The sequence below is a fragment of the Kitasatospora sp. NPDC054939 genome (assembly GCF_053610105.1).
Map to the genome: position 1 here is coordinate 1 of NZ_JBSGXP010000126.1, position 25489 is coordinate 25489.

At 74.2% G+C, this 25489-nt stretch carries 21 protein-coding genes; 11 read left to right on the forward strand and 10 right to left on the reverse strand.

Annotated features, from left to right (window positions below; translation table 11 throughout):
* The first annotated feature begins 266 nt into the window (after positions 1-266).
* From ACWGB8_RS28570 to ACWGB8_RS28580, 3 genes are all read left to right on the forward strand, one after another.
* Positions 267-986 (forward strand): MIP/aquaporin family protein, encoded by a 720-nt coding sequence (locus tag ACWGB8_RS28570; RefSeq protein WP_452216499.1) that lies wholly within the window; start codon positions 267-269, stop codon positions 984-986.
* 88 nt (positions 987-1074) lie between these two features.
* On the forward strand, positions 1075-2595 hold the full coding sequence (gene glpK, locus ACWGB8_RS28575) for a glycerol kinase GlpK (protein ID WP_452216500.1): 1521 nt from the start codon (positions 1075-1077) through the stop codon (positions 2593-2595).
* A gap of 150 nt (positions 2596-2745) precedes the next feature.
* A complete protein-coding gene (locus ACWGB8_RS28580; RefSeq protein ID WP_452216501.1) occupies positions 2746-4341 on the forward strand; it encodes an FAD-dependent oxidoreductase in 1596 nt (531 codons plus the stop codon).
* 79 nt (positions 4342-4420) lie between these two features.
* On the opposite strand, the gene ACWGB8_RS28585 is transcribed toward ACWGB8_RS28580, so the two are convergent.
* A complete protein-coding gene (locus ACWGB8_RS28585) occupies positions 4421-5815 on the reverse strand; it encodes a GntT/GntP/DsdX family permease (protein ID WP_452216502.1) in 1395 nt (464 codons plus the stop codon).
* Complete coding sequence (locus ACWGB8_RS28590) at positions 5812-6366, reverse strand: gluconokinase (protein WP_452216503.1); 555 nt, start codon at positions 6364-6366, stop codon at positions 5812-5814. Before ACWGB8_RS28590 ends, ACWGB8_RS28585 begins: the two co-directional genes overlap by 4 nt.
* A gap of 170 nt (positions 6367-6536) precedes the next feature.
* Here ACWGB8_RS28590 and ACWGB8_RS28595 point away from each other — a divergent pair, with 170 nt between their 5' ends.
* The gene (locus tag ACWGB8_RS28595; RefSeq protein WP_452216504.1) at positions 6537-7232 is read left to right on the forward strand and encodes a FadR/GntR family transcriptional regulator; all 696 of its coding nucleotides are present in this window, start codon (positions 6537-6539) and stop codon (positions 7230-7232) included.
* A 224-nt stretch (positions 7233-7456) separates the two neighbouring features.
* Complete coding sequence (locus ACWGB8_RS28600) at positions 7457-7795, forward strand: hypothetical protein (RefSeq protein ID WP_452216505.1); 339 nt, start codon at positions 7457-7459, stop codon at positions 7793-7795.
* On the opposite strand, the gene ACWGB8_RS28605 is transcribed toward ACWGB8_RS28600, so the two are convergent.
* From ACWGB8_RS28605 to ACWGB8_RS28625, 5 genes are all read right to left on the reverse strand, one after another.
* The gene (locus ACWGB8_RS28605) at positions 7768-8556 is read right to left on the reverse strand and encodes a phosphodiesterase (RefSeq protein WP_452216506.1); all 789 of its coding nucleotides are present in this window, start codon (positions 8554-8556) and stop codon (positions 7768-7770) included. The two genes, ACWGB8_RS28600 and ACWGB8_RS28605, sit on opposite strands and share 28 nt — an antisense overlap.
* Before the next feature lie 19 nt (positions 8557-8575).
* Complete coding sequence (locus tag ACWGB8_RS28610; protein ID WP_452216507.1) at positions 8576-13138, reverse strand: hypothetical protein; 4563 nt, start codon at positions 13136-13138, stop codon at positions 8576-8578.
* 264 nt (positions 13139-13402) lie between these two features.
* Positions 13403-14278, reverse strand: coding sequence for a hypothetical protein (locus ACWGB8_RS28615; RefSeq protein WP_452216508.1), 876 nt, complete (start codon positions 14276-14278; stop codon positions 13403-13405).
* Complete coding sequence (locus ACWGB8_RS28620; RefSeq protein ID WP_452216509.1) at positions 14275-14529, reverse strand: hypothetical protein; 255 nt, start codon at positions 14527-14529, stop codon at positions 14275-14277. The genes ACWGB8_RS28615 and ACWGB8_RS28620 overlap by 4 nt, the downstream gene beginning before the upstream one ends.
* The gene (locus ACWGB8_RS28625; protein ID WP_452216517.1) at positions 14526-16010 is read right to left on the reverse strand and encodes a hypothetical protein; all 1485 of its coding nucleotides are present in this window, start codon (positions 16008-16010) and stop codon (positions 14526-14528) included. The genes ACWGB8_RS28620 and ACWGB8_RS28625 overlap by 4 nt, the downstream gene beginning before the upstream one ends.
* A 544-nt stretch (positions 16011-16554) precedes the next feature.
* Between ACWGB8_RS28625 and ACWGB8_RS28630 the strand changes: the two genes are divergently transcribed.
* The 4 genes from ACWGB8_RS28630 to ACWGB8_RS28645 all read left to right on the forward strand — a co-directional run bounded on the left by ACWGB8_RS28630 (position 16555) and on the right by ACWGB8_RS28645 (position 19956).
* Positions 16555-17124: a hypothetical protein gene (locus ACWGB8_RS28630; RefSeq protein WP_452216510.1), complete on the forward strand. Its 570-nt coding sequence runs from the start codon at positions 16555-16557 to the stop codon at positions 17122-17124.
* A 143-nt stretch (positions 17125-17267) separates the two neighbouring features.
* Positions 17268-18044 carry a LamB/YcsF family protein gene (locus ACWGB8_RS28635; protein WP_452216511.1) on the forward strand — a complete coding sequence of 259 codons (777 nt, stop codon included), beginning with the start codon at positions 17268-17270 and terminating at the stop codon, positions 18042-18044.
* Positions 18045-18241: 197 nt separating this feature from the next.
* Positions 18242-18895, forward strand: a complete 654-nt coding sequence (gene pxpB / locus ACWGB8_RS28640; RefSeq protein ID WP_452216512.1) for a 5-oxoprolinase subunit PxpB — start codon at positions 18242-18244, stop codon at positions 18893-18895.
* Between the two features lie 146 nt (positions 18896-19041).
* The gene (locus ACWGB8_RS28645; protein ID WP_452216513.1) at positions 19042-19956 is read left to right on the forward strand and encodes a 5-oxoprolinase subunit C family protein; all 915 of its coding nucleotides are present in this window, start codon (positions 19042-19044) and stop codon (positions 19954-19956) included.
* A 580-nt stretch (positions 19957-20536) separates the two neighbouring features.
* On the opposite strand, the gene ACWGB8_RS28650 is transcribed toward ACWGB8_RS28645, so the two are convergent.
* Positions 20537-21475 carry an aminoglycoside phosphotransferase family protein gene (locus ACWGB8_RS28650; RefSeq protein ID WP_452216514.1) on the reverse strand — a complete coding sequence of 313 codons (939 nt, stop codon included), beginning with the start codon at positions 21473-21475 and terminating at the stop codon, positions 20537-20539.
* A 109-nt stretch (positions 21476-21584) separates the two neighbouring features.
* Entirely contained in the window at positions 21585-22442 is an 858-nt protein-coding gene (locus ACWGB8_RS28655; protein ID WP_452216515.1) for an alpha/beta fold hydrolase, read from the reverse strand.
* 134 nt (positions 22443-22576) lie between these two features.
* On the opposite strand from ACWGB8_RS28655, the gene ACWGB8_RS28660 reads away from it, so the two are divergent.
* Positions 22577-23134: a PadR family transcriptional regulator gene (locus ACWGB8_RS28660; RefSeq protein ID WP_452216516.1), complete on the forward strand. Its 558-nt coding sequence runs from the start codon at positions 22577-22579 to the stop codon at positions 23132-23134.
* A gap of 216 nt (positions 23135-23350) precedes the next feature.
* On the opposite strand, the gene ACWGB8_RS28665 is transcribed toward ACWGB8_RS28660, so the two are convergent.
* Complete coding sequence (locus tag ACWGB8_RS28665) at positions 23351-23860, reverse strand: DUF4396 domain-containing protein (RefSeq protein ID WP_452216518.1); 510 nt, start codon at positions 23858-23860, stop codon at positions 23351-23353.
* A gap of 615 nt (positions 23861-24475) precedes the next feature.
* On the opposite strand from ACWGB8_RS28665, the gene ACWGB8_RS28670 reads away from it, so the two are divergent.
* Positions 24476-25321, forward strand: a complete 846-nt coding sequence (locus tag ACWGB8_RS28670) for an undecaprenyl-diphosphate phosphatase (RefSeq protein ID WP_452216519.1) — start codon at positions 24476-24478, stop codon at positions 25319-25321.
* The last annotated feature ends 168 nt before the right edge of the window (positions 25322-25489 follow it).

The following is a 25489-nucleotide window of genomic DNA, read 5'->3' on the forward strand; positions in this document are numbered from 1 at the left end:
GGCGCGGACGGGCTCGAAGCCCGGCCGCGCCTCGGCGTTTTTGTCCGGAATCGGGCTGATTCACTCGGTAGCGTCGAGTGATGAGTCACAGGTGCGTAACCCGGCCTTGACGTGGGGGCGACCCGGGGAGGAAGCTTCCGCATGACGGTCGACATTGTCGAACGACGGCCGGGAAGATCACTCCCACGTAGCGCTCACCCGCACAACGATCGCCCGGCCTCCTGCCCCCACCCGCTCCTCCGGGCCATATGGACAAGGGAGTCTTTGTGTCCGCGTTCTCCAACGGCGACATCTTCGTCGGCGAAACCCTCGGTACCGCCGCCCTGATACTCCTCGGCGGTGGCGTCTGCGCCGCCGTGACGCTCAAGAAGTCGAAGGCCATCAACGCCGGCTGGCTGGCGATCACCTTCGGCTGGGGCTTCGCGGTGATGATCGCCGCCTACATGTCGGCCCCCAAGTCCGGCGCGCACCTCAACCCGGCCGTCACGCTCGCCCTCGCGGTCAAGACCGGCGAGTGGGGCGACGTGCCCGTCTACCTCGTCTCCCAGCTGCTCGGCGCGATGATCGGCGCCGTGCTGGTGTGGGTCACCTACCTCGGCCAGTTCCAGGCCAACCAGGAGCCGACGCTCGGCATCTTCTCGACCGGTCCCGAGATCCGGAACCCCGTCCAGAACCTGCTGACCGAGATCATCGGCACCTTCGTGCTCTGCTTCGCCATCCTGACCCAGGGCATCAGCACGAGCCTCGGTGAGTCCGGCCTCGGCATCCTGATCGTCGCCTTCACCGTGGTCGGCATCGGCCTCTCGCTCGGCGGCCCGACCGGCTACGCCATCAACCCGGTCCGCGACCTCGGCCCGCGCATCGTCCACGCCCTGCTGCCGATCCCGAACAAGGGCGGCTCCGACTGGTCCTACTCCTGGATCCCGGTCGCCGGCCCGATCGTCGGCGGTCTGCTCGCCGGCGGCGTCTACAACCTCGCTTTCTGAGCCGGGTTTGCCCGACACGAGAGCACGGGGACTGACCGGACGTCAGGCCCACCCACCCCGTACCCCTCTTCTTCAGCCGAGGACCCTCATGACCTCCACTGGCAACTACATCGCCGCCATCGACCAGGGCACCACCTCCAGCCGCTGCATCATCTTCGGCGCCGACGGCCGCATCGTCGCCGTCGACCAGCAGGAGCACCGGCAGATCTTCCCCCAGCCCGGCTACGTCGAGCACGACGCCGCCGAGATCTGGACCCGGGTGCAGTCGGTCATCCGCGGCGCGCTGGAGAAGGCCGGCCTGACCAAGGACGACATCCGCGCGATCGGCATCACCAACCAGCGCGAGACCACCGTCCTGTGGGACAAGAACACCGGCGAGCCGGTGCACAACGCGCTGGTCTGGCAGGACACCCGCACCGAGGGCCTCTGCCGCGAGCTGGGCCGCAACGTCGGCCAGGACCGCTTCCGCCGCGAGACCGGCCTCCCGCTGGCCAGCTACTTCGCCGGCCCCAAGATCCGCTGGCTGCTGGACAACGTCGAGGGCCTGCGCGAGCGCGCCGAGGCCGGCGACATCCTCTTCGGCACCATGGACACCTGGGTCATCTGGAACCTGACCGGCGGTGTCGACGGCGGCAAGCACGTCACGGACGTCACCAACGCCAGCCGCACCATGCTGATGAACCTCCAGACCCTGGCCTGGGACGAGAAGATCGCCGAGTCGATGGACGTGCCGCTGGCCGTCCTGCCGGAGATCCGCTCCTCGGCCGAGGTCTACGGCCACGCCGTCGGCGACCTGGCCGGCGTGCCGGTCGCCTCCGCGCTCGGTGACCAGCAGGCCGCGCTCTTCGGCCAGACCTGCTTCGACAAGGGCGAGGCCAAGTCGACCTACGGCACCGGCACCTTCCTGCTGCTCAACACCGGCGAAGACATCGTCAACTCGTACCACGGCCTGCTGACCACCGTCGGCTACCGGATCGGCGACCAGGCCCCGGTGTACGCCCTGGAGGGCTCGATCGCCGTCACCGGCTCGCTCGTGCAGTGGCTGCGCGACCAGCTCGGCATCATCTCCACCGCCGCCGAGATCGAGACCCTCGCCAACACGGTCGAGGACAACGGCGGCGCCTACTTCGTCCCGGCGTTCTCCGGCCTGTTCGCCCCGTACTGGCGCTCCGACGCCCGCGGTGTGATCGCCGGTCTCACCCGGTACGTCACCAAGGGCCACCTGGCCCGGGCCGTCCTGGAGGCCACCGCCTGGCAGACCCGCGAGGTCGTCGACGCGATGGAGAAGGACTCCAAGGTCAAGCTGACGGCCCTCAAGGTCGACGGCGGCATGACCAGCAACAACCTGCTCATGCAGAACATCGCCGACGTCCTGGACGCCCCGGTCGAGCGCCCGTACGTGGCCGAGACCACCGCCCTGGGCGCCGCCTACGCGGCCGGCCTGGCGGTCGGCTTCTGGAACGACCTCGACACCCTGCGGGCCAACTGGCACCGCGCCGCCGAGTGGACCCCGCGCATGGACGAGGCCACCCGGGAGCGCGAGTACAAGAAGTGGCTCAAGGCCGTGGAGCGCACCATGGGCTGGGTGGAGGAGGAAGAGCAGCAGTAACCGCAGAGCCGGTCGGGGCCCCGTGCCCCGACCGGCCTGTTCCCGTTTCACCGGGCCCGCCGCACCGGGTCCACCGGCCTCCCAGCAGAGGCCGCACCGCACACCGAGAGGAGTAACGGCGCCGCCCGACCCGCGCGCCGTACACACACCATGGCAACCATCCCGACCCTGGGCGCCGAGCGCTTCGCCGGCCGCACCGCCTCCCGCGCCGAGACCCGCGAGCTGCTGGGCAAGGCCACGTACGACCTGCTGGTGATCGGGGGCGGCATCCTCGGCACGGCCGTCGCCTGGACCGCCTCCCAGGCGGGCCTGAAGGTCGCCATGGTCGACGCTGGCGACTTCGCCGGTGCCACCTCCAGCGCCTCCTCCAAGCTGGTCCACGGCGGCCTGCGCTACCTGCAGACCGGCGCGGTCAAGCTGGTCGCCGAGAACCACAAGGAGCGCCGCGCGCTCGCCACCGACGTCGCGCCGCACCTGGTCAACCCGCTGACCTTCTTCGTGCCGGTCTACAAGGGCGGCCCGCACAGCGCCCCCAAGCTCGGCGCCGGCGTGTTCCTCTACTCCGCGCTCTCCGCCTTCCGCGACGGCATGGGCCGGGTCTCCACCGCCGCGCACGCCGCCCAGCAGGTGCCCGCGCTGCGCACCGAGGGCCTGCGCTCCGTCGCCGTCTACGGCGACCACCAGATGAACGATTCGCGCGTCGCCGTGATGACGGTGCGCGCCGCGGTCGACGCCGGCGCGGTCGTCCTCAACCACGCCGAGGTCACCGGCCTGCGCTTCACCGGCGGCCGGGTCACCGGCGCCGACCTCAAGGACCGCCTGGACGGCACCGAGTTCGGCGTGAACGCCCGCCTGGTGCTCAACGCCACCGGCCCCTGGGTCGACCACCTGCGCCGCATGGAGGACGCGGGCGCCGCCCCGTCGATCCGCCTCTCCAAGGGCGCCCACGTCGTCGTCAAGCGCCGCTCGCCGTGGCGCGCCGCGCTGACCATCCCGATCGACAAGTACCGCGTCTCCTTCGCCATCCCGTGGGAGGACCACGTCCTGCTCGGCACCACCGACGAGGAGTACACCGGCGACCCGCAGGACGTCCGGGCGACCGACGCGGACATCGACCAGATCATGGGCGAGGCCGCGCACGCGATCCGCGACGAGCACATCGACCGCGACCTGATCACCTACGCCTTCGCCGGCCTGCGCGTGCTGCCCGGCGGCCCCGGCGACACCGCCGCCGCCAAGCGCGAGACGGTCGTCACCGAGGGCAAGGGCGGCATGCTGTCCGTCGCCGGCGGCAAGTGGACCACCTACCGGCACATCGGCCGCACCGTGCTGGAGAAGCTCGCCCACGTGCCCGGCACCAGCCTCGGCGAGGACATGTCCACCATCGCCCGGACCGTGCCGCTGCCCGGCGTCGGCGCCCCGAACGCCGTCGCGCACCGCCTGCTGATCGACCGCGAGCCCGGCTCCCGGATGGAGCCGCTGGTCGCCAAGCACCTGGCCAGCCACTACGGCACCCTGTCCTTCGAGATCGCCCGCCTGATCGCCCAGAACCCGGAGCTCGGCGAGCCGATCCACCAGGACGGCCCGGACGTGTGGGCGCAGGTCGCCTACGCCGCCGACAGCGAGTGGGCGTACACCGTGGACGACGTGCTGCGCCGCCGCACCACGATGACCGTCCGCGGCCTGGACACCCCGGAGATCCGGGCGCAGGTCGAGGGCTTCCTCGCGAAGCGCGCCGGCAAGTAGGACGGACACGCGAAGGGCGGGCACCCGGTCGGGGTGCCCGCCCTTCGGCGTTCCGGGTGCCGCGGCCCGCGGCGCCCGGTCAGAGGACCAGGCTGAGCGGCATGATCACGGCGATGGCGGTGACCGAGATGACGGTCTCCATCACCGACCAGGACTTGAGGGTCTGCCCGACGCTCATCCCGAAGTACTCCTTCACCAGCCAGAAGCCGGCGTCGTTGACGTGCGAGAAGAACAGCGAGCCCGCGCCGATCGCCAGCACCAGCAGCGCCGCGTGGGTGCCGGACATGTCGGCGGCCAGCGGGGCGACGATGCCGGCGGCCGTGATGGTGGCGACCGTCGCCGAGCCGGTGGCCAGCCGGATCAGCACCGCGATCAGCCAGCCCAGCAGCAGCGCCGAGATGTGCCAACGGCTGGACCACTCGCTGACCGCGTTCCCCACGCCCACGTCGATCAGGGTCTGCTTGAAGCCGCCGCCCGCACCGACGATGAAGACGATGCCGGCGATCGGGCCGAGCGAGCGCTCGACGGTGGCCGAGATCCGCGCCTTGGAGAAGCCGGCCGCCCGGCCGAGCGTCACCATGCCGAGCAGGGTCGCCGCCAGCAGGGCGATCAGCGGCGAGCCGATGAAGTCGAACACCCGCTGCACCATCGACGTCGGGTCGTCGATCACCACGTCGGCCAGCGCCTTGCCGAGCATCAGCACGACCGGCAGCAGGATCGTGGCGAGCACCGCGCCGAAGCCCGGGGTGCGCTCGTGCTGCGGCGCCTCGGCCGGGGCGGCCGGCTCCGGCACCTCCAGCGGGCCGACCCAGCGCTCGGCGAAGCGGGCGAACAGCGGACCGGCGACCACCAGGGTCGGGACGGCGACCAGCAGGCCCAGGGCCAGGGTGATGCCGAGGTCGGCCTTCAGCGCGTCGACCGCCACCAGCGGGCCCGGGTGCGGCGGCACCAGGCCGTGCAGCACGGAAAGGCCGGCCAGCGCCGGGATGCCGATCCGCATCAGCGGGACGTTGCCGCGCCGGGCGACCAGCAGCACGATCGGGATCAGCAGCACCACCCCGACCTCGAAGAACAGCGGCAGGCCGAGGACCGCGGCGATCAGCGCCATCGCCCAGGGCAGCGTCCGCGGCCCGGAGCGGGCCAGTACGGTGTCCGCGATGGTGTTCGCCCCGCCGGAGTCGGCGAGCAGCTTGCCCAGCATCGCCCCCAGCCCGATCAGCAGGCCGACGCCGGCGACGGTGGCGCCGAAGCCGGTGGCGAAGCTCGCCAGCAGCTTGTCGAAGGGCGCGCCCGCGACGGCGGCCAGCAGGCCCGAACCGACCAGCAGGGCGAGGAACGGGTGCAGCTTCAACCGGGTGATCAGCAGGACGATCGCGCCGATGCTGAGCAGCACCGCGACCAGCAGCTGGGCGTCGCTGTCGGTGTGCGGCAGGGCCGGGGCGCCGGCCGCGAGCAGGGTGGGGGACGGGCTCACGCGAGGTCTCCATTGACGGGCCGCAGCAGCGTGGCGGCCATCTCGACGAGTTCTTCGGGGGACGGGCCGACGTCCAGGACGGCGCCGCGCTCGTCCGGCCCCAGGGGTTCCAGGGCGGCGTACTGCGAGGCGAGCAGCGACGGCGGCATGAAGTGGCCGGTGCGGTGGGCGAGCCGGTCGCCGACCAGCTCGTGCCCGCCGCTGAGGTGCAGGAAGAAGGCACCCGGGCAGGCCGCGCGCAGGGTGTCGCGGTAGCGGTGCTTCAGCGCCGAGCAGGTGACCACGCCGCCGGTGCCGGCCTCGGCCCGCTCCCCCAGCCAGGCGCCGAGGGCGCGCAGCCAGGGCGCGCGGTCCTCGTCGTCCAGCGGGACGCCGGCCGACATCTTGGCGATGTTGGCGGCCGGGTGGAAGTCGTCCGCCTCGGCGTAGGGGAGGCCGAGACGGTCCGCCAGGAGGCGGGCCAGGGTGGTCTTGCCGACGCCGGAGACGCCCATCACGACGACGGTGAGGGGGGTCCCGGGGGTGGCGTGGTTCTCGACGCCGAGAGCCATGGGTGGTGCTCCTTCGTTGCCTGGCGGCCACTATCGCTCCAAAGATATGACGTATTCAAGGGCTGGAAACCAAATCGTCATACTTTTGAGCGGAGAGCCGGTGGACCCGCAGCCCGGTGGACCCGCAGCCACCCGCAGGCGGACCGCCGGGCACGCTCTAGGCTGGGCGGATGGAGATCCAGGGGCTGCCCGGCCGACTGCTTGCGGAGCTCGGGCCGGCGATCGCATCGGGAGAGATCCCCGAGGGGGCGGTGCTGCGCGGCGAGGAACTGGAGGAGCGCTTCGGGGTCTCGCGGACGGTGGTCCGCGAGGCGGTCCGGGTCCTGGAGGGGATGCGGATGGTCGCGCCCCGTCGGCGGGTGGGCATCACCGTCCAGCCGAAGTCCGGCTGGGACGTCTTCGACCCGCTGGTGATCCGCTGGCGGCTGGCGGGCGCCGACCGAGCCGCCCAGCTGCGCTCGCTCGGGTCGCTGCGGGTGGCCGTGGAACCGGCGGCGGCGGCGCTGGCGGCACGGCACGCCGACGACGACGCGTGCCGGGAGCTGAGCGCCCTGGCCGTCGAACTGACCGTCAGCGCGCGGGCCGCCGACCTGGAGACCTTCCTGCGGCACGACATCGCCTTCCACGCGACGGTGCTGCGGGCCTCCGGGAACGAGATGTTCGCGCACCTCGGCGACACCGTGGGCGCGGTGCTGACCGGGCGCACCGAGTACGACCTGATGCCGCACCGGCCCGAGCCGTACGCGATCCGGCTGCACCGGGAGGTCGCCGAGGCGATCTGCGCCCGGGACGCGGACGCCGCCGAGAAGGCGATGCGCACGATCGTGACGGGGGCGCTGGAGGAGCTGGACCGGCAGCTCGGCTGAGCGGCCGGTCCCGCGCTCGGCCGGGCGCGGCGCCGGCCCGGATCGGCGGGCAGGCGAACGCCGCGCTTGCCCGGATCTGTGCGCAGATCACACGATTTGGCGACAGTTCACGGGATTCGGGCGCATAGTCCGGGTACGGCAGGGCAGAGTGTGCCCAGGGCGTGCCCGTACCGTACGCCCGTGCCGCTGCCGTAGCCACCGTGACCGCGCCTGGGGGTCGCCCGATGTCCGTTGCCCGCCGCCGTCGCCGGATGCCCGACGAGGTGCGGACCGCAGCCGTCCGGGCGGTGCTCTGCCTGGCGTTCACCCTGGTCGGCGTGATGGTCTCGACGCTCGCCTCGTACGCGGGCAGTTGGCTGATGATGCCGGCCCTGACAGCGATGGGACTGGGGGTGTTCGGCACGGCGTGGTGCCTGCTGGAGATCCTGATCTCCCGCCAGGTCGCGGCGCAGCGGCTGCGCGGGCCCGGCTCGGCCACGCCAATGGCGGGCAGCCGCGCGCCGACGGCGTGGCGGGCTCAGACCGGACCCGGCGCTCAGGCGGGGCGCAGGGCGACCCGGTAGTGGGTGGTGAGCCGCCGGTCGTCGTCCAGGACGTGCAGGGCGAACATCGGCGGCTGGTCGAAGGTGACGTCCTCGCCGCCCTCGCAGGGCAGTGTGACGGTGGAGACCACGCCGGGGGCGACCAGCACCGGCAGCCCGGCGAAGACGGTCGCCGCCGCGGTGTGCGCGTGCCCGCAGAGCAGGGCGGCGACCCGGGGGTGCCGGGCCAGCACCTCGGCGAGGCGCTGCTCGCCGAACTGGCGGATCGGGTCGACGTACGGCAGCTGCAGGGCGACCGGCGGGTGGTGGAAGGCGACCAGCGCGGGGCGCTCCGGCTCCCCGTCGGCGAGGGTCCGCTCCAGCCAGGCGAGGGTCTCCTCGTCGAGCAGGCCCTCGTCGCTGCCGGGCACCGAGGAGTCCAGCATCAGGACGTCCGCGCCGGGCAGTCGGTGCAGCCGGTTGACCGGGCCGTCGGCGGGCGGCTCCCCGAGCAGGACCTCGCGGTAGGGCGCGCGTATGTCGTGGTTGCCGGGGCAGAGCAGCACGGGCGGGCGGGCCCCGGCCGGCCCGGTGCGGGTGGCCAGCACCTCGGCGACCAGCTCGTACTCCTCGGGCAGTCCGCGGTCGGCGAGGTCGCCGGTGACGAGGACGGCGTCGAGCGGGCCGGGCAGGGCGGCGAGGTACGCCACCACCTGCTCGGCCCGCTCGCGGGCGCGGGCGCCGTGGTCGCCGTGGTGGTCCTGGCCGAGGTGGATGTCACTGAGGTGAGCGATCGTCAGCATGGGGACCACCGTAGATCGTTCACGACTGTACCGGTACCTCCGCCGGGCGCTTGAACATCCGGGTGGCGGTGATCTCGCCGTGGATCGCCGGGCCGTCCGGGTCCTGCGGGGCGGGCAGGCCGGGGCGCAGGTGCTCCTCCACCGAGATGTACTTGAGGCCGGCCCGCAGGTCGGCGTCGTTGCGCAGCCGGATGACCAGCGGGAACTCGGCGAGCGCGGTGGTGTCGAACAGGCCGGTGGTGTAGATCAGCTGGACGCCGAGCGCGTCGGCGACGGCCCGCTGGAGCTCCAGCAGGTAGGTGGCGTTGGCCCGGCCGATCGGGTTGTCGAGGAAGAGCGTGCCGGCGTGGCGCAGCTGGGACTGGCCGCGGTCGTTGGCGCGCAGCGCGGCCATCGTGCAGTACAGCGCGATGGCCGCGGTGAGCAGCTGGCCGCCGGAGAAGACGTCGGACATCTGGCCGACGCCCACGCGCTCGGCGCGCAGCACCGCGTCGGGCTTGAGGATCTCGACGCTGACGCCGCGCGGGCCGATCGCGGCGGCGACCCCGCGCAGCAGCAGCGACATGCCGTCCCGGCGCAGGTCGCTGTTCTTGCGGACGGCGGCGCGGGTGGCCTCGTCGATGACCTCGCCGAGGCGTTCGACCAGGGTCGCGTGGTCCGGGTCCTCGAAGCGGATGCGCAGGAACTCCTGGCCGGACCACTCCCCCAGGCCCTCGGGCAGGCGGGAGAGGCGCTGGGCGGCGCGCAGGGTGGCCAGGGAGGACTCCACCAGGCCGCGCAGGCGGTCGACGATCGAGCCGCGGTTGCGCTCCAGCTGGGCGAGTTCGTCGGTGAGGACGCGCAGCCGGGGGCCGAAGGCGGTGGCCCAGGCGGCGGCGTGGTCGGGCAGCGCGGCGGCGGGCAGCTCGCGGATCTGCTGGCGGGCGGGGGTGCGGACGGCCTCGTAGCGGGCGGCGTTGGCGTGCCGGACCAGGGCGTCGGAGGCGTCGCGGACGGCGAGTTCGGCGGACGACAGCTCGGCGGCGGCGGTGCGCAGGGCGCGCCGGGCGTCGGCGGCGGCGGTCCGGGCGTCGGCGAGGGCGCCGAGGTACGGCTCGGCCGGCTGGTCGGCGTCGTCCTGGTGCTCGCGCAGGCCGTCGCGGAGCTGGCCGGCGTGCTCGTCGAAGTCGGCGGCGGCGGTCTGCGCGGCGTCGAAGGTGCGCTGGAGGTCGGCGTGCGCGGTGCGGGCGGTGTCCAGGGCCTCGCGGCGTTCGGCGAGGCGGCCGGTGGCGGTGCGCAGCAGCACCTGGGCGTGCTCGGGGTCGGTGGGGACGAGGTCCTCGGGCAGTTCGGTGTGCGCCTCGCCGTCGGCGGGGGCGGAGCGCTCGGCGTCGCCGCGCAGCCGGCCGAGCTGCTCGCTGGCGGCGGCGGAGCGGGCCTCGATGGTGGCGACCAGCTCCTCGGCGCGGGCGGCGGCGGCCTGACGGGCGGGGCCGTCGGCGCCGTCGGGGCTGGTGAGGAGTTCCTCGGCGCGGGTGCGGACCTTGTTGGTCAGGCGGTCGAGTTCGGTGGCGGCGGCGGCCTCGTCGCCCTCGGCGCGGGCCTGTTCGGCGCGCAGGTCGGCGCCGACGCCGACCTTCTCGTACAGCTGGGAGGCGGCGCGGTAGGCCTCGCGCAGGGCGGGCAGGGCGGCCGGGGCGGTGTCGCCGGGCTCGTCGGTCTGCTCGGCGGCGGGGATCTCGGCCCGTTCGGCGCGCAGCGTACGGGCGGTGCGACGGGCGTCGTCGGCGGCCCGCTGGGCGGCGCGGCGGTCCTCGTCGCAGGTGCGGGCTCGTTCGGCGCACTGGGTGCGGCGGCGGTCGCACTCGGTGGCGTCCTCGGCGAGTTCGCGCAGCGAGCGGTTCCAGTTGGCGCGCTCGCGCAGGCGGAAGGCGAGGCCGGAGAGGGCGTCGGCGCGGCGGCGGGCCCGCTGGGCGGTCTCCCGGTGCTCCTCGTGCGCGGAGGCGGCGGCGGCGTGCTCGGTCTCGGCCTCGTCGTGGTCGGCGCGCAGGCCGGCCAGCGCGGCGGCGGCCTCCTCGGCGTGCTCGCGGGCGGCCTCGGCGGCGGCGGCGAGCTCGGCGAGGGTGCCGGGCGGGCAGCTGGCGTGCCAGGAGGCCAGGCGGGCGGCGAGGGCGCGGTCGCCGCCGAGGCGGGCGGCGAGTTCGCGGATGTGCTCCTCGCGGGCGGTGGCGCGGGCGCGCAGTTCGCGGCGCTCGCCGTCGGCCGCGGACTCGTCGTGCATGGCCGGGTTCGGCGGGACGAGGAAGAAGGCGGGCTCGCCGGTGATCGGGGCGATCAGGGCGGCGGCGGCGCCGACGGCGACGGTGGAGCGGGGCAGCAGGGCGGCGGTCTGCAGGGCCTCCCGGGCGCGCTCCAGCGAGTCGGCGTCGGTGATGACGACACCGTCGACCAGTTCGGGGCGGGCGGCGAGGATCGCCTCGTGGTCCGCCGGGTCGACGGACTGGGCGAGGTAGCGCCAGCCGGGCAGCGCGGGGATGCCGTGCTCGGCCAGGTACTCGACGGTGGCGAGGACGTCCGGGCCGGGCGGCAGCAGGCCGCCGTCGCCGAGGGCGGCCAGGATGCGGGAGTCGTCCGCGGCGGCGGTGCGCAGGTCGAACAGGGTGCGCTCGGCGGTGGCGATCGCCTCGTCGAGCAGTTCGCGCAGGCCGTCGGCGGAGCGGTCCAGGACGGCCGGCGTGAGGAACCCGGACTGCTCGTCGGCGCCCTCCTGGTAGGGCGTCAGGGAGAGCAGGTCGGCGAGGCGGGACTCGGTGGCGAGCAGGGCCGCGGTGCGCTGCTCGGCGGCGAGGGCGCCGGCGGCGGCCTTGCGGGCGTCGGCGGCACGGGCGGCGGCGAGTTCGGCGCGACCGGTCGCGGCGGACGCCTCGCGCAGCCGGGCGGCGGCGCCCTCGGCGGCGGTCCGGGCCCGGGCGAGCGCGGCGGTGGCGTCCTTCTCGGCGTCGGCGGCGTGCAGCGCGGCCCGGGCCGGGTCGACGTCCCCGTCGGCGTCGATGAAGCCGGCCTCCACGGCGGCCTCGGTCTCCTGCTCGACCTCGGCCAGGCGCTGGCGCAGGTGGTCGGCCTCACTGCGGGCCTTCTGGCCCGCGGTGGCGGCCTCGGTGGCACCGGACTGCGCCTTGGCACCGTCGGCCTGCAGTTCGGCGGCCCGCTCCTCCTCGGTGTCGGCGCGGGCCTCGGCCGCCGCGGCGGCCGACTCCAGCGCGCGGGCCAGTGCGGTGGCGGCGAGGGCACGGGCGGCGAGCGCCGGGGCGGCGTCGAGCTCGGCCTCCCGGATGGCCGCGGCGACCCGGGCCACCCGGTCGGCGGCGGCGCGCTGGCGCAGCACGGCCTCGGCGGCCTGCCAGGCCGACTGCTGGGTCCGGGCGTCGGTGAGTTCACGGCGCAGCGCGGCGGCCTCGGCGGTGGCGGCGGCCAGCGCCAGGGTGGCGTGCCGGTGGGTGAGCTCGGCGGTGATCAGGGTGTGCCGGGTGCGGTCGCCCTCGGCGGCGGTGACGGCGCCCGCGGCGGCGGCGACCTCGACCGCGAGGTCCTGGGCGCGGTCGCGCTCGGCGGCGGCGCGGGAGGCCAGGGCGTACGCCAGGCGGCGGGTGCGGCGCTCGGCGGAGCGGTGGGCCTCCCGGACCCCCTCGCGGGCGGTGGTGGCCTCGGCGATGCGCTCCAGCAGGTCGAGCGAGCCGGCGGTGAAGTCCCGCTCGGCGGTCAGCTCGGAGCGGCGGCCGAGCTTGGCGGCGAAGCCGTGGACCAGGTCGGCCAGGCCGTCGGTGTCCCGGGTGTCGGTGACGGCGCGCAGCAGCAGGTCGGTGAAGTCGCTGTCGTGCTTCACCGCGAAGAGGCCGGCCGCCTCGCCCTCGTCGGCGTTCATCTCGCGCTGGTAGCGGAACAGCTCGGGGTCGAGGCCCAGCTCGCCGAGGTGCTCGGTCCAGCGGTCGTGGCCGTCCTCGAAGACCAGGTCGAGGTGCGGGTGGGCCTTGCCCGCCTCGGTGAGGGCGTCGCGGAAGCCCTTCATGGTGCGGCGGCGGCCGCGCACCTTCCGGTCGCCGGCCAGGCCGACCCGCTCGGCGACCGGGAGGGAGTCCAGGGTCAGGCCCGGCCCGGGACGGAAGGAGTACCAGGTCTCGGCGAACTTGCGCGGGTCGGAGGAGACCTGGCGGCCCCGCCACTCGGAGACCTTGCCGACCACGATCAGCTCACCGGTGACCGTGTGCTGCCACTCCAGGGCGACGTGGCCGCAGTCGTCGGCCAGCAGGAACTTGCGCAGCACGCCGGAGCTGGCGCCGCCGAGCGTGTTGCGGTGGCCCGGCAGCATCACCGAGAAGATCAGCTTGAGCAGGACGGACTTGCCGCCGCCGTTCTCCAGGAAGAGCACGCCCGCCGGGGCGGGACGGCGGACCGGGCCCTCGGTGTCCTCGCCGAACAGCCCGATCTGCTGGGGGGCGGGATCGGACACCGGCTCACCGACGCCGCGCAGGTCGAGCACCGTGTCGGCGTAGCGGGCGCCGGCCGGTCCGATGGAGTACAGGCGGACCCGGTTGAGCTCGTACATGTGCGGTGGTTCTCCAGGTGGGCGGTGGGTGGGGGCGGGTGGTGTGCGGGTGGGGTGCGCGGGGCGGGTGGTGTGCGGAGTGTTCGGGGCGGGTGGGTGGTGGCGTGGGTGGTGCTCGGGGTGCTGCGGTGGTGCGGCGCTGCGGTGGTGCGGCGCTGCGGTGAGGTGGTGCTGCGGTGAGGTGGTGGCGGCCCGGGTGGTGCGGTGGGGTGGCGGCCGTCGTCCGGGCTGCGGGCGGTGGGTGGCTGTCCCGGGCGCCGGGGCTCAGAGGGAGTGGAACGGCAGCCCGGCGTCGGCGACCAGCTCGTCCCCGGTGTCCGGGGGCAGCAGGGTGGCCGTGCCGTCCGAGACCGGGACGATGCCCAGGTCGAGCAGCTCCGCCATCGCCGCGCTGCCCGCCAGGTCGCGGACCTGCAGCTGGTAGCGCGCGGTGGTGCGGTACGTCCCGCCCGCGTCGTCCGAGGTCTTCTGCAGGAAGCCGGAGTCGACCAGGAACAGCACCGCCTTCGCCACGATGCCGATGGTGGAGCCGGACAGCCGCCGGGCGTCCTTGGTGGCGCCGGTGGCGGTGCGCCGGGCCCAGACCCGCCAGGCGGCCTCCAGGCCAGGGGCGTCGCTCTGCGGGTCCGTGTTGTCGCCGGCCTCGGCCGCCTGCTCCTCCAACCGGCGGCAGGCCTGCCGGACGAACGCGTCGACGCCGTTCACGGTGATCCGGCCCAGGTAGCCGTCGTCGGCGAGGTCCTCGGGGCGGGGGAAGGCCATCGCGGCCACCGCGAGGTGGGCGAGGCCGTGCAGGAAGCGGTCGGTGGACTCTGAGGCGGCCCGGCGCGAGTAGTCGCCCATGCGCACCGCGAAGACCGAGTCCTCCGCCGCGGCCACCGCCATCCCGGCCCGCGGGGAGACCTCCAGGACCACCAGGCCCATACCGGTCGCGACGGCGTCGGCGAGCCGGGCGAACGGCGGGTCCTCGCGGTGGCGGCGCACCAGCTCCGCGTACTCGGCGTCCCGGGCGGGCAGCAGCTTGGCCTGCAGACCGAAGGAGACCAGCCGGGCCGCATCGGCCACGTCGGCCGCGGTGATCGCCGCCGGGGCGGCGGGCTCGGCCTCGGACGCCCAGGACGCGTCGTGGTGGGTCGTCACGGGCGGTGCTCCTTGCTGGTGGTGCTGACGGCGGCAGCGGTGCTGGTGGTGACCGCGGTGGCGGTGGTGACGGCCGTGACAGCGGTGCGGGCTGCGCCGTCGGTGCGGGGGTTGCCGTGGATCGGGTCGGTGCGGTGGGTCGGGTGGATCCGGTGGCTGCGGCGTGCGGCGGTGCGGGCTGCGGCGGTACGGCGTGCGGCGGTACGGGCTGCGGCGGTACGGCGTGCGGGACCGGATGCGACCGGCGTCATGTGGCGTCCTTGCGGTCCGCCGCCATGCCGGCCGCGTCGAGCAGCGCGCTGCCGACGATCAGGTCGGCACCGCCGAACTCCAGGTCGCGCAGCGGCGTACCGTCGTCGACCGCGAACAGCAGCCGCTCCTCGCCCTGCCGGTACGCGGTGCCCACCGGCGGGCTGGCGGCGTGCACGGCCAGCAGGGCGACCAGGTACGGCAGCTCCGGGTCCTGCCGGCGGGCGTCGGCCAGCAGGCCGGACAGCCGCCGGGGCGCGTCCGCGGGCAGGTCGAGCAGTTCCAGCGCCGCCTCCAGCTGCGCCTCCGAGAAGCGGGAGTCGTCCGGTGTGGCGACGAGGTCCGGGTCGGGCAGCTCGGCACCGAGGTGCTCGCGCTCGACCGGCGGCGTGAGCAGCAGGTCGACCAGGTCGGCCACCCGCACGGACGCGGGCGTACGCAGACCGGTACCGCGGGCGAAGAACGCCCCCGTCGGCCGGACCGCCTGCTCCATCGGCAGCCGCAGCACCGGCGCGAGTAGCTGCCCGTACAGGTCGATGCCGCTCTGGTTGCCCGGCGTCGCGAACGCCTGGCGGTCCTGCTCGGCGCGGAACAGCGGGCCCGCCTCCAGCAGGCGGGTCTGCAGCTGGGTGTGGCGGCGGATGCAGTCCTTGACGATGTCGACCAGCTCGGCGGCGCGCCGCTTGTGCTCGGGCTCCTCCGCCTCGTCGCGGGCCTTGCGGATGTTGGTGAGGATCGCGTTCTCGTGCCGGTAGCGGTCGGCGATGTGGTCCAGCGCCTCGTCGATGAGGTCGGGAACGGCCTGCATCCAGTCGACGGCGCGGACGTTGCGCCGGGTCGCCTCCAGCGCGCGGCGCAGCGTCTCCGCGTACTGGACCGTCCGGTAGCGCGCCTGCTCGGCGGCGAGCTGCGCATCGGCGAGCCGGCCCCGGCGGATCAGCACCTCCAGCTTGACCTCGGCGGCGATCTGCGCGGACGTCACGTCCGTGTCCAGCGCGCCGACCAGAACGTTGACCGCCTCGTCGGTGGTCCGCAGGTAGATGCCGCCGTCCGGCCCCGGGACCTCCTCGATCAGCTTGAAGTCGTAGTCGCGGCGGACGTACTCGCCCTCGCCGTCGAAGGTCCCGTAGACGGCCCGGAAGCCGCGGTCGACGCTGCCGACGTTGATCAGCGACTCCAGCACCCAGCGGACCACCCGCTCGTGCTCGGCGGTGGGACGGCCCGCAGCCTGGGCGGCGACCCTCGGCAGCAGCCGGGCGGCCACTATCTCCCGGTCCGCGCCGGTGTCGAAGTCCATGTGGAGCGTGACCAGGTCGATCGCCGCCAGCCCGACCTCGGCCATCGCGTAGCCGCCGTACTCGCCGGCCAGGTTCACCTTGCGGCTGTCCAGGTCGTGCAGCGGCGCGGTGCAGGCCAGCGCCTTCAGTCGGCGGGCCAGCCCCTCGTCGGCGGCCGGACCGGGCGCGGGCCGGGGCGCGGGCACGGTCGCACGGGCGGCGCCGGGAGCGCCGGCGGCTGTCCTGGCGGCGGGCGTCCTGGCCGCGGGTGTCCTGGCGGCAGCGCCGGGCACGGCGGCGGGCGTCCTGGCGGCGGCGCCGGTCGTGGCGGTCGGGTCGGCGATGGCGGTCACAGTGGACAAGATTAGAGGCTCGAGCCGACAAGGGCCGAAACGGACCTTACGGGCGGGAGCGAGGGCGGGTTGAACGTGTTCAATTTTGCCGTCTAGGGTGATCCGAGCAGGTGGGAGCAGTCCCACCTGTACTTCGGCATGGAGGTTCGCCATGAGCGGTGACGGGCGCGGGAGCGACGGCTCCGGGGGCGGGGACGGCGGCTCCGGGGACGGCGGCTCCGGGGACGGCGGCTCCGGGGGCAGGGGCTTCGGGGGCAGGGGCTTCGGGGGCGAGTCTGGGGCGGGTGATGGTGCAGGCGATGGTGCGGCGGGTGGCGGCATCGATCGCGGCGGCGCGTCCGACGTCGCGGGGCGGGCGGCGTTGCGACGGGTCCGGCGGTGGCTGTGGATCTTCGTCGTGTGCCTGGTCCTCAGCGGACTGACCGCCTTCCCCCTGGAGGCCGAGACCCGCTGGCTCGCCGACTTCGCCGCCGGGCCGGGCTCGGTGGTGACCGACCGCTTCCCGCTCCTGCTGGCGAAGCTCGAAAGCGTCCGCGACGGCATCGCCGACACCAACGACCGCTACCCCTTCCTCGCCTACGGCACCGACTGGCTCGCCTTCGCCCACCTGGTGATCGCCGCCGCCTTCTGGGGCCCCATCAAGGACCCGGTGCGCAACGTGTGGGTGATCCGCTGGGCGGTTCTGGCCTGCGCCGGAATCATCCCGCTCGCCCTGATCTGCGGACCGCTGCGGGGCATTCCGCTGTTCTGGCGATTCGTCGATATGTCGTTCGGTGTCCTCGGAGTCATCCCGCTGCTGATCGTGCTGCGAGCGATCCGGGTCCTGGAACGCCCGGGCAGCCAGGGCCACGGTCACAGTGCCGGGCACTGCGGGCACGGTGCCGGGCACGGCGGGCACGGCGGGCACGGCGAACCCGGCGGCGATGCACGTGAGCGCCTCACTGCGGACGGGCTGCGCACCGTCTGAGCCGCCGCCGGGCGCGCCGACCCGTTGCGCCGGTGATCGCGGGCCCCGGGCCGGTGATCACCGGCAGCAGGGTCCGCGATCGCGCACGCGGTCATGCGCAGGCCCTACGATCTCGCTCAACAGCTGCTGGGAGGCGGACGGGCGTGGCCGATGCGGTGATCGATCTCAATGCGGACCTCGGTGAGGGGTTCGGACGCTGGACCCTGACCGATGACGAGGCACTGCTCTCCGTGGTCACCAGCGCCAACATCGCCTGCGGATTCCACGCCGGCGACCCGTCGATCATGCGCCGGGTCTGCGCACTCGCCGCCGAACGCGGCGTCCGGATCGGCGCCCAGGTCTCGTACCGGGACCTCGCCGGATTCGGCCGCCGCGCCATGGACGTCCCGTCGGAGGAACTCGCCGACGAGATCGCGTACCAGATCGGCGCCCTCCAGGTCTTCGCCCGCGCCGCCGGCTCACGGGTCAGCTACGTGAAGCCGCACGGCGCCCTCTACAACCGGGTGGTCGCCGACTCCGACCAGGCCGAGGCCGTGGTGGCGGGCGTCCTGCGGGCCGGCGCCGTCTGCGACGGGCCGCTGCCGGTCCTGGGCCTCCCCGGTTCGCGGCTGCTGGAGGTCGCCGACGGCGTCGGGCTGCCCGTCGTCGCCGAGGCCTTCGCCGACCGCGCCTACACCCGGGCCGGGACGCTCGTCCCCCGCCGGGAACCGAACGCCGTGGTGCACGACCCGGAAACCGTGATCACCCGCGCCGTCGGGATCGCCCGGGACGGCGCCGTCGCGACGGCCGGCGGCGAGTCCATCGCCGTCGTGGCCCGCTCGCTCTGCGTCCACGGCGACACCCCCGGCGCCGCCCAGCTCGCCTGGCGGATCCGCGGGGCACTCGCCTCGGCCGGGGTCCGGGTAGAGGCGTTCGCGTGAGCCGTCCCGGCGGTGGGCAGACTCCTGTCGCCGGGAATCCGGGCAGAGGCGGTGGCCGCGACCAGGTTGGGCGCGACCCCGGCGATTTCGACCCCAGTGATTGGGACCCCGGTGATTGCGACTCCGGTGATTGCGACTCCGGTGATTCCGGGGGTCCCGACGACGGGGGCGGGGAGGCCGACAGTGGAGGCGATCGGGTGAGCGAACCGTGGCCGGGCCTGTCGCTGCTCCCCGTCGGCGAGCACGCGCTGCTGGCCGAGGTGCCCGCGAGCGGCGCAGCGGGAACGGCCGAGGTGGCGGCGCTCTACGGCCGACTGCGCGAACTCGAAGCCGCCGGTGGACTGAGCGGCGTGGCCGAGATCGTCCCCGCCGCCCGGACGGTCCTGCTCGACGGCGTCACCGACCTCCCGGCACTGACCGCCCTCCTGCGCACGTACCGACCCGGCGGGACAGCCGAGGCCGTCGGCCCGCTGGTGGAGATCCCGGTCCGCTACGACGGCGCCGACCTCGCCGAAGTCGCCGCCCTGTGGGACGTCTCGCCCGAGGCCGCCGTACGCATCCACAGCTCCCACGAGTACGTCGTCGCCTTCTGCGGCTTCGCCCCGGGCTTCGGGTACCTCACCGGACTTCCGTCCCGGTACGAGGTGCCGCGCCGGGCCACCCCGCGTAGCTCCGTCCCCGCCGGTTCGGTCGCCCTCGCGGGCCCCTACACCGGGGTGTACCCGCGCTCCTCCCCCGGCGGATGGCAGCTCCTCGGGCGCACCGACCTGCCACTGTGGGACGCCACCCGCGAACCGGCCGCCCTCCTCGCCCCGGGCGTACGGGTGCGGTTCACGGTGGTGGACGAGTGATGGGCGGCGGGACGGCGAGCGGCCGTGTGGCGGGCGGGACGGTGGGCGGCGGCGGGATGGGCGGGGCGGCATTCGGCGGTGGAGCGGCGGGCGGCGGCGGGGTGGGCGGGGCGGCATTCGGCGGTGGAGCGGCGGGCGGCGGCGGGATGGGCGCCGGTGGGGTGGCGGGCGCTGGTGGGGTGGACCCGTGCGGGGTGGAGCTTGAGGTGGTGCGGCCCGGGCCGTTGACCACGGTGCAGGACCTCGGCCGACGGGGCGTCGCCCACCTCGGCGCGCCCCGGGCCGGCGCCCTGGACGAGCCGGCGCTGATCGCCGCCAACCGCCTCGTCGGCAATGCCCCGGACACCGCCGGTCTGGAGACCACACTCGCCGGAGTCGCCCTGCGCGCACACGGTCCGGTGGTCGTCGCCGTCACCGGTGCGCCCGCCCCCGTACGGATCGACGGCCGCCCGGCCCCCTGGGGCGCAGCAGTGACCGTGCCGGCGGGAGCGCTGCTGGACATCGGCGCTGCAACCCACGGCGTGCGCAGCTACCTGGCGGTCGCGGGCGGGATCGCGGTACCGGCCGTATTGGGCAGCCGTTCCGCCGACGTGCTCTCCGGCCTGGGCCCCGCTCCGCTGTCCGTCGGCGACCGGCTCCCGGTGGGTGCCGACGGCCCGACCGGCGGCATGGCCGTACCGGACCTGGTGCCGCTCCCCGCGCCGCCCGCCGAACTCGTCCTGCGGCTGCGCCTCGGCCCGCGCGCCGACTGGTTCGAACCGGCGTCGATCGCCTGGCTCCCCCGCGAGCACTACACGGTCGCGCCCGCGAGCAACCGCATCGCACTGCGCACCGAAGGCCCGTCGATCACCCGCGCCCGCAACGGTGAACTGCCCAGCGAGGGCATGGTGACGGGCGCTGTCCAGATCCCGCCGGACGGCCGTCCCGTCGTCTTCCTCGCCGACCACCCCACCACCGGCGGCTACCCCGTGATCGGCGTGGTTCCCCCGACCGACCTCCACGCCGCAGCGCAGGCCCGCCCCGGCACACCGGTCCGGTTCGTGGTCCTGCGCGGGCGGTGAGGCCGCTGAAGAATATGTAGACCGGTCCAGTGATTTGTGCGGGCACTTGAGGATCCAGCATGTAGACCGGTCTGCATATTTTGACCTCATGGCGACCGGACCGGAGTGCCGGGCTGCTGCGGCCCGCCCCGGGAGCGTCGTGGGCCGCGGGCCGCGGCGCAGGAAGTCGCATGGGCCGACTTCCTGCGCATCGCGCGAATAGGTAGACCGGTCTACAGGAGCGCTCGCGCCACCGTGCGCACGTTCCGAGCGGCGTCCAGCGGGCGAGCCGGGTGGCGAACCCCAGCCGTGGCACGGAGAATATGCAGACCGGTCTAGAGATTCATGCCGCGCCAACCAGCATCCGATGCCTGTAGACCGGTCTGCATATTCGTGCGGGTCCCGGCTCGAACGGAACGCGCAGGAAGTCGGCCTGTCCGACTTCCTGCGCAACAACGCACCGATCGACAACCGCCGAGGAGGAACACCGGGCAACCGGGCAACCGGGCAACCGGGCAACCGGGCAACCGGGCAACCGGGCAACCGGGCAACCGGGCAACCGGGCAACCGGGGGGAGCCTGCCGCACCCCGCAGGCACACCTCAGACCGAACGCCCCAGCAGGCTCCGGGCGATCGCGCGCTGGGCGGGGTCGATCGCGGTGTCGCCGTCCTCGACGTCCCCCAGCGCGTTCTGGACGATGCGGCCGAGCGTCCAGGCCGTTGCGCGGGGCCGGTCGATGGCGAGCACGTCCGTCATCAGGTCGAAGCGGCGGCGGACGGCTCGCGGGATGTCGCCGGTGGCGGTCACCTCGGTCCAGCGGTTGCGGAGGGCGGGCAGGAGTTCGAAGCCCGGGTCGCCGGCCAGCGGCTTGGGGTCGATGGCGAGCCAGGGTCCACGGTCAGCCCGCACGGGCAGCGGGGCCAGCACGTTGTCGTAGTGCAGGTCCCAGTGCAGCAGCCGGTCGCCGGGTTCGGGGCGGACCTCGCGCAGGGCTGCGGCGCAGTCGGCGAGCAGGCGGCGGTCGTCGGGGTCGGACAGTTCGCCGAGGGCTTCCGGGACGTCGGAGAGCATCTCGTCGGCGAGGTCGCCGAGTTGCCGCAGTCCGGGCGGGGCCGGGTGGGAGGCGAGTCCGGCGAGCAGTTCGGCGAGGAGGTGCAGTGCCGTCAGGTCGTCGGCGACGGCCAGCAGGGTGCGGTCCGGGTCGAGGCGTTCCAGCAGCATGGTGCCGTGGGTCTCGTCGTGGGCGAGCAGGCGGACGGCGCCGCGGCCGTTCCAGGTGCGCAGGGCGAGGGGTTCGCCGGCGGTCTCCTCGTCGACGGGCTGGAACTTGAGTGCGGCGGGCGTGCCGTCGGCGGCGACCACGGGCAGCACCAGCCCGGCGGCGCCGTGCGCGGGTGGCCCGTCGGGGCGCAGCGACCAGCGTTCGAGGGTTTCCCCCGCCAGCGTCGGCAGGTTGTGCGCCCAGGTTCGGCCGGCGTCGCCGAGCCAGTCGTCGAGGGAGTCGGCGAGGGCGTCCGGTACGCGGAACGGTTCGGTCACGGACTCAGGCTACGAGCCGAACCGCCCGACGGCCGGGCATTTACGACCCCACCCAACCCACCCCGTCCGATCCGCCGCCGCGGGCCCCACGCCACGCGCAGCCCGGGCGTCACCCCTTCGGCGCCCGGGCGACCGCGTGGGCGAAGGCGTCCGGGTTGTCGAACATGATGTTGTGCCCGCAGTCCGGGATCGCGACCACGTCGACGCCGGCGGCGCGCAGGTCGGCGGCACCCGGGAGTTCACCGGCGGCCTCGGGGTGGAGGTAGGTCCGCGGGACGGGAAGGTCGAGCAGCAGCTCCCGCATGGTGGGGACGGTGGCGGCAGCGAGGTGGACGGCGCTGCGGTGGAGGGCGACCGGTCCGGCGAGGCGCATGGTCGACCACCAGAACGGTCCGACCCACTCCCGTACGAGCTCGCGTCCGCCGTCCAGGAACTCCTCCTCGGTGAAGGTGGCGAGGCCGCTGCTGCCCGGGCGGCGTGCCGGGGCGATCGGGTCGAGGTTGGAGTCGACCAGGACCAGCGAGGAGACCAGGTCGGGGTGGCGCGCCGCGAGGACGATCGCCACCGCCCCGCCCATGCTGTGCCCGACCACCTCGACACCGGGAGCGCTCTCGCCGGCCGCGCGCAGTGCGGTGGCCACGGCGTCGGCGTGGGCCTCAAGGGTGTACGGGAAGTCGGTCGGGCGGTCGCTGATCCCGAAGCCGAGCAGGTCGAGCAGCAGGGAACGCGGGCCGACGAGGGCCGGATGGGCGGCGGCCGCGGCGAAGTAGACCGGCGAGCTGGCGCCGAGTCCGTGCAGGTAGAGGCGGGTTCGGCCGACGGCACCGCTGCCCGACGGCCCGGACGCCGCCGGAGGCGCCGAAGGCACCGAAACCGCGGACGGCCCGGAAGACCCGAAGTACCCGGAAGCGGGGATCTCCACCCAGCGGATCAGGTCGCCGTTGGGGGTCACAGGGGTGTGCTGCACGGTCGTACTCCTTCGTGGAGTCCACAGGGGGAAGCCCGCGGTCGGTGCGCGGGAACGATCACGACCATACATCGACTCCGAGGTATAGCGGTAGCGAGTTAGCGAGGGCATGTGCGTTCTGCGAGAGTGACCCCATGCTGAAACTCGCCATCCTCGGGTTCCTCCACGACCGCCCGTTGCACGGTTACGAGCTGCGCCGCCACCTCAGCGCGCTCACCGGGCACGTCCGGCCGATCAGCGACGGCACGCTCTACCCGGCGATCAAGCGGCTGGAGTCCGACGGCCTGCTGGTGCGCGAGACCGAACCGGGCGCCGCCGCCGCTCCCCGGCACACCCTCCACCTCACCGACGCGGGGCGGGCCGCGCTGCTCGCACAGCTACGGGATCCCGATCGCCTGGACATCAGCGACGAGAACCGCTGGTTCACCGTGCTCGCGTTCCTTCGCCACCTCGGCGACCCGGCGGAGCAGGCGGCGGTGCTGCGCCGCCGACTCGCCTTCCTCTCCGAGCCCGCGAGCTTCTTCTACGACGGCGACCGGCCGCAGAGCGCGGAGGAGTTGGGAGACCCGTTCCGCACCGGCCTGCTGCTGATCGCCCGCGCCACCACCCGGGCCGAACTGGACTGGCTGCACGCCACGCTTGCCGAACTGGAGACGTCGGAGCAGACCTCGGGGCGGCGCGCACAGCCGTAGTGCAGCGCGGCCGTAGTGCAGCGCATCCGTAGTGCAGCGCGGGCGCACGACCGGGTGCCCTGCATCGCGGTCCGCGCCCCGAACGCACCCGGGCCCGGCTCGGCTCAAATGAGCCGGGCCGGGCCCGACGGGTGGTGCGACAGGTGGAGCCTTCGGCGGAGACGCGCGCCGGACGGAAGGGGTGCCCGCCCGGACCGGCCTCGGTGCCGGACGGTCTCAGTGCTGGTGGTAGGCGTGGACCACGGCGTGGCCGAGCCCCTTGTTGATCATCCACTTGTTGATCGGGACGGTCAGGACGAAGGCCAGGGCGAGCGCACCGGCCAGCGAGGCCCAGAAGACGATGCTGCCCAGTCCGGCGTCCATCGCACCGGGGATGGTGAGCATGGCGGTGTTGTCGATGATCTCCATGACCAGGATCGACACGGTGTCCGCGGCCAGCGCGACCTTCAGCGCGGTCCGGAAGTCGAGGCCGGCCTTCAGCACGCCGCGCATGGTGAGGGCGTAGCCGAAGACGAAGGCCAGGAAGACCGCGAGCGCGACGGTGGCGCCGCCGTGGAGGCCGAGTGCGGTGCCGATGATCATGCCCAGGATCTCGCCGATGGCGCACCCGGTGAGGCAGTGCAGGGTGGCCTGCGCGGCAGCACGCCAGGTGGTGCCGCCACCGTGACCGGCGTGCCCCGCGTGGTCGGCGTGGGCCACGCGCCCACCGTGCGCCTCATGTCCCACCGTCCCACCACGCCCCTCGCGCCCGGCGTGACCCTCGTGGCCCTCGCGCCCGGCGTGACCCTGGTGGGCACCGTGGCCCTGGTGGCCCTGGTGGTGCTGGTGGTGCTGGTGCTCGTCGTGCTGCGCCGGGTGTGCCATGTCGTCCTCCGTGGTCCGCGGTGCCGTTCCGGGCGCCGCTCCCTGCTCCGTCGAGACGAAACCATATACCCCCTAGGGGTATAGCGCCAGCCCCTTTCGCCACCCGTTCTCCGACCACGGCCCACCCCTACCCGGCCTCTCCCCGGCCCCTCCCGCCCCCTGTCCGACCGCAGCCGCCCGGCAGCGCCCGCGGGGCAGGCACCCCCTGACCCCGACGGCGGCCCGCATCGCCCCGCACGCCGGTCCCCACCCCCGCGCGCCGCCCCGCCGCCCCCGACCGGCGGACCGGGGTCGGGGGGAGTCCCGTCACTTTCACCGCGTACCATCAGGCGCGCGCCGGGGCCCGCGCGCACTGCGTTGCGCCGGACGGGACCGGTGCCCGGCATGCCCCTTTTCCGCATGCCCCCGCGCCGACGAACAAGGACCGCTGATGCGCATCGTCCGACGGATACCCCTGGCGGGTGTCCGGTGACCGAGATCGACTGGTTCCACGCGACCGTGCTGGGCCTGATCCAGGGGCTCACCGAGTTCCTGCCGATCTCCTCCAGCGCCCACCTGAGGGTGATCCCGGCCCTGCTGGGCTGGCACGACCCGGGGGCGGCGTTCACGGCGGTGACGCAGCTCGGCACCGAGGCCGCGGTGCTCATCTACTTCCGCAAGGACATCGCCTCGATCATCAAGACCTGGACGCTCTCGCTGTTCCGGCCTGCGCTGCGCTCGCACCGGGACGCCCGGATGGGCTGGTTCGTCATCCTCGGAACGCTGCCGATCGGGATCTTCGGCGTGCTCTTCCAGGACAGCATCGAGAGCACCCTCCGCGACCTGCGCGTGATCGGCACCACGCTGATCGTCTTCGGTCTGGTCCTGGCGGTCGCCGACCGCACCCGGGCCGTCCGCAACGCCAAGCCGATCAGCGAGCTGACCCTGCCGCACGCGATCGGGTACGGCCTGGCCCAGTCGCTGGCGCTCATCCCGGGCGTGTCGCGTTCCGGCGGCACGATCAGCGCCGGTCTGCTGCTGGGCTACAGCCGCGAGGCGGCGGCCCGGTACTCGTTCCTGCTGGCGATCCCCGCGGTGCTGGCGTCGGGCGTGCTGGAGCTCACCAAGATCGGTGAGGGTCCGGCCCCGGCCTGGGGTCCGACGATCCTGGCCACCGTGATCGCCTTCGTGGTCGGCTACGCGGCGGTGTCCTGGTTCCTCAAGTTCATCTCGAACAACAGCTTCATGCCGTTCGTGATCTACCGCGTCGCACTCGGCATCGTGATCATCGCGCTGGTGTCCATGGGCAAGCTGGACCCGGACGCCGGCATCGTGGAGCACTGAGCCCGGACCGGCCGGGGCACACCGACCGGAGCACACCGGCCCGGACGCCCCTCGACCGGAGGCGGACCGCCCTCTCACCGGGGGCAGAACGAGAACCGCATTCCAGTGGTTCGGCAGCACAGACACCCCAGCACACGGCGGAGGCCGGGCACCCGATCGGGTGCCCGG

Excerpts from the sequence above, each read along its gene's own strand:
- glpK (WP_452216500.1), top strand. The coding sequence starts at position 1,075 with ATGACCTCCACTGGCAACTACATCGCCGCCATCGACCAGGGCACCACC.
- ACWGB8_RS28580 (WP_452216501.1), top strand. The coding sequence starts at position 2,746 with ATGGCAACCATCCCGACCCTGGGCGCCGAGCGCTTCGCCGGCCGCACC.
- ACWGB8_RS28590 (WP_452216503.1), bottom strand. The coding sequence starts at position 6,366 with ATGGCTCTCGGCGTCGAGAACCACGCCACCCCCGGGACCCCCCTCACC.
- ACWGB8_RS28595 (WP_452216504.1), top strand. The coding sequence starts at position 6,537 with ATGGAGATCCAGGGGCTGCCCGGCCGACTGCTTGCGGAGCTCGGGCCG.
- ACWGB8_RS28600 (WP_452216505.1), top strand. The coding sequence starts at position 7,457 with ATGTCCGTTGCCCGCCGCCGTCGCCGGATGCCCGACGAGGTGCGGACC.
- ACWGB8_RS28605 (WP_452216506.1), bottom strand. The coding sequence starts at position 8,556 with ATGCTGACGATCGCTCACCTCAGTGACATCCACCTCGGCCAGGACCAC.
- ACWGB8_RS28610 (WP_452216507.1), bottom strand. The coding sequence starts at position 13,138 with ATGTACGAGCTCAACCGGGTCCGCCTGTACTCCATCGGACCGGCCGGC.
- ACWGB8_RS28620 (WP_452216509.1), bottom strand. The coding sequence starts at position 14,529 with ATGACGCCGGTCGCATCCGGTCCCGCACGCCGTACCGCCGCAGCCCGT.
- ACWGB8_RS28645 (WP_452216513.1), top strand. The coding sequence starts at position 19,042 with ATGGGCGCCGGTGGGGTGGCGGGCGCTGGTGGGGTGGACCCGTGCGGG.
- ACWGB8_RS28660 (WP_452216516.1), top strand. The coding sequence starts at position 22,577 with ATGCTGAAACTCGCCATCCTCGGGTTCCTCCACGACCGCCCGTTGCAC.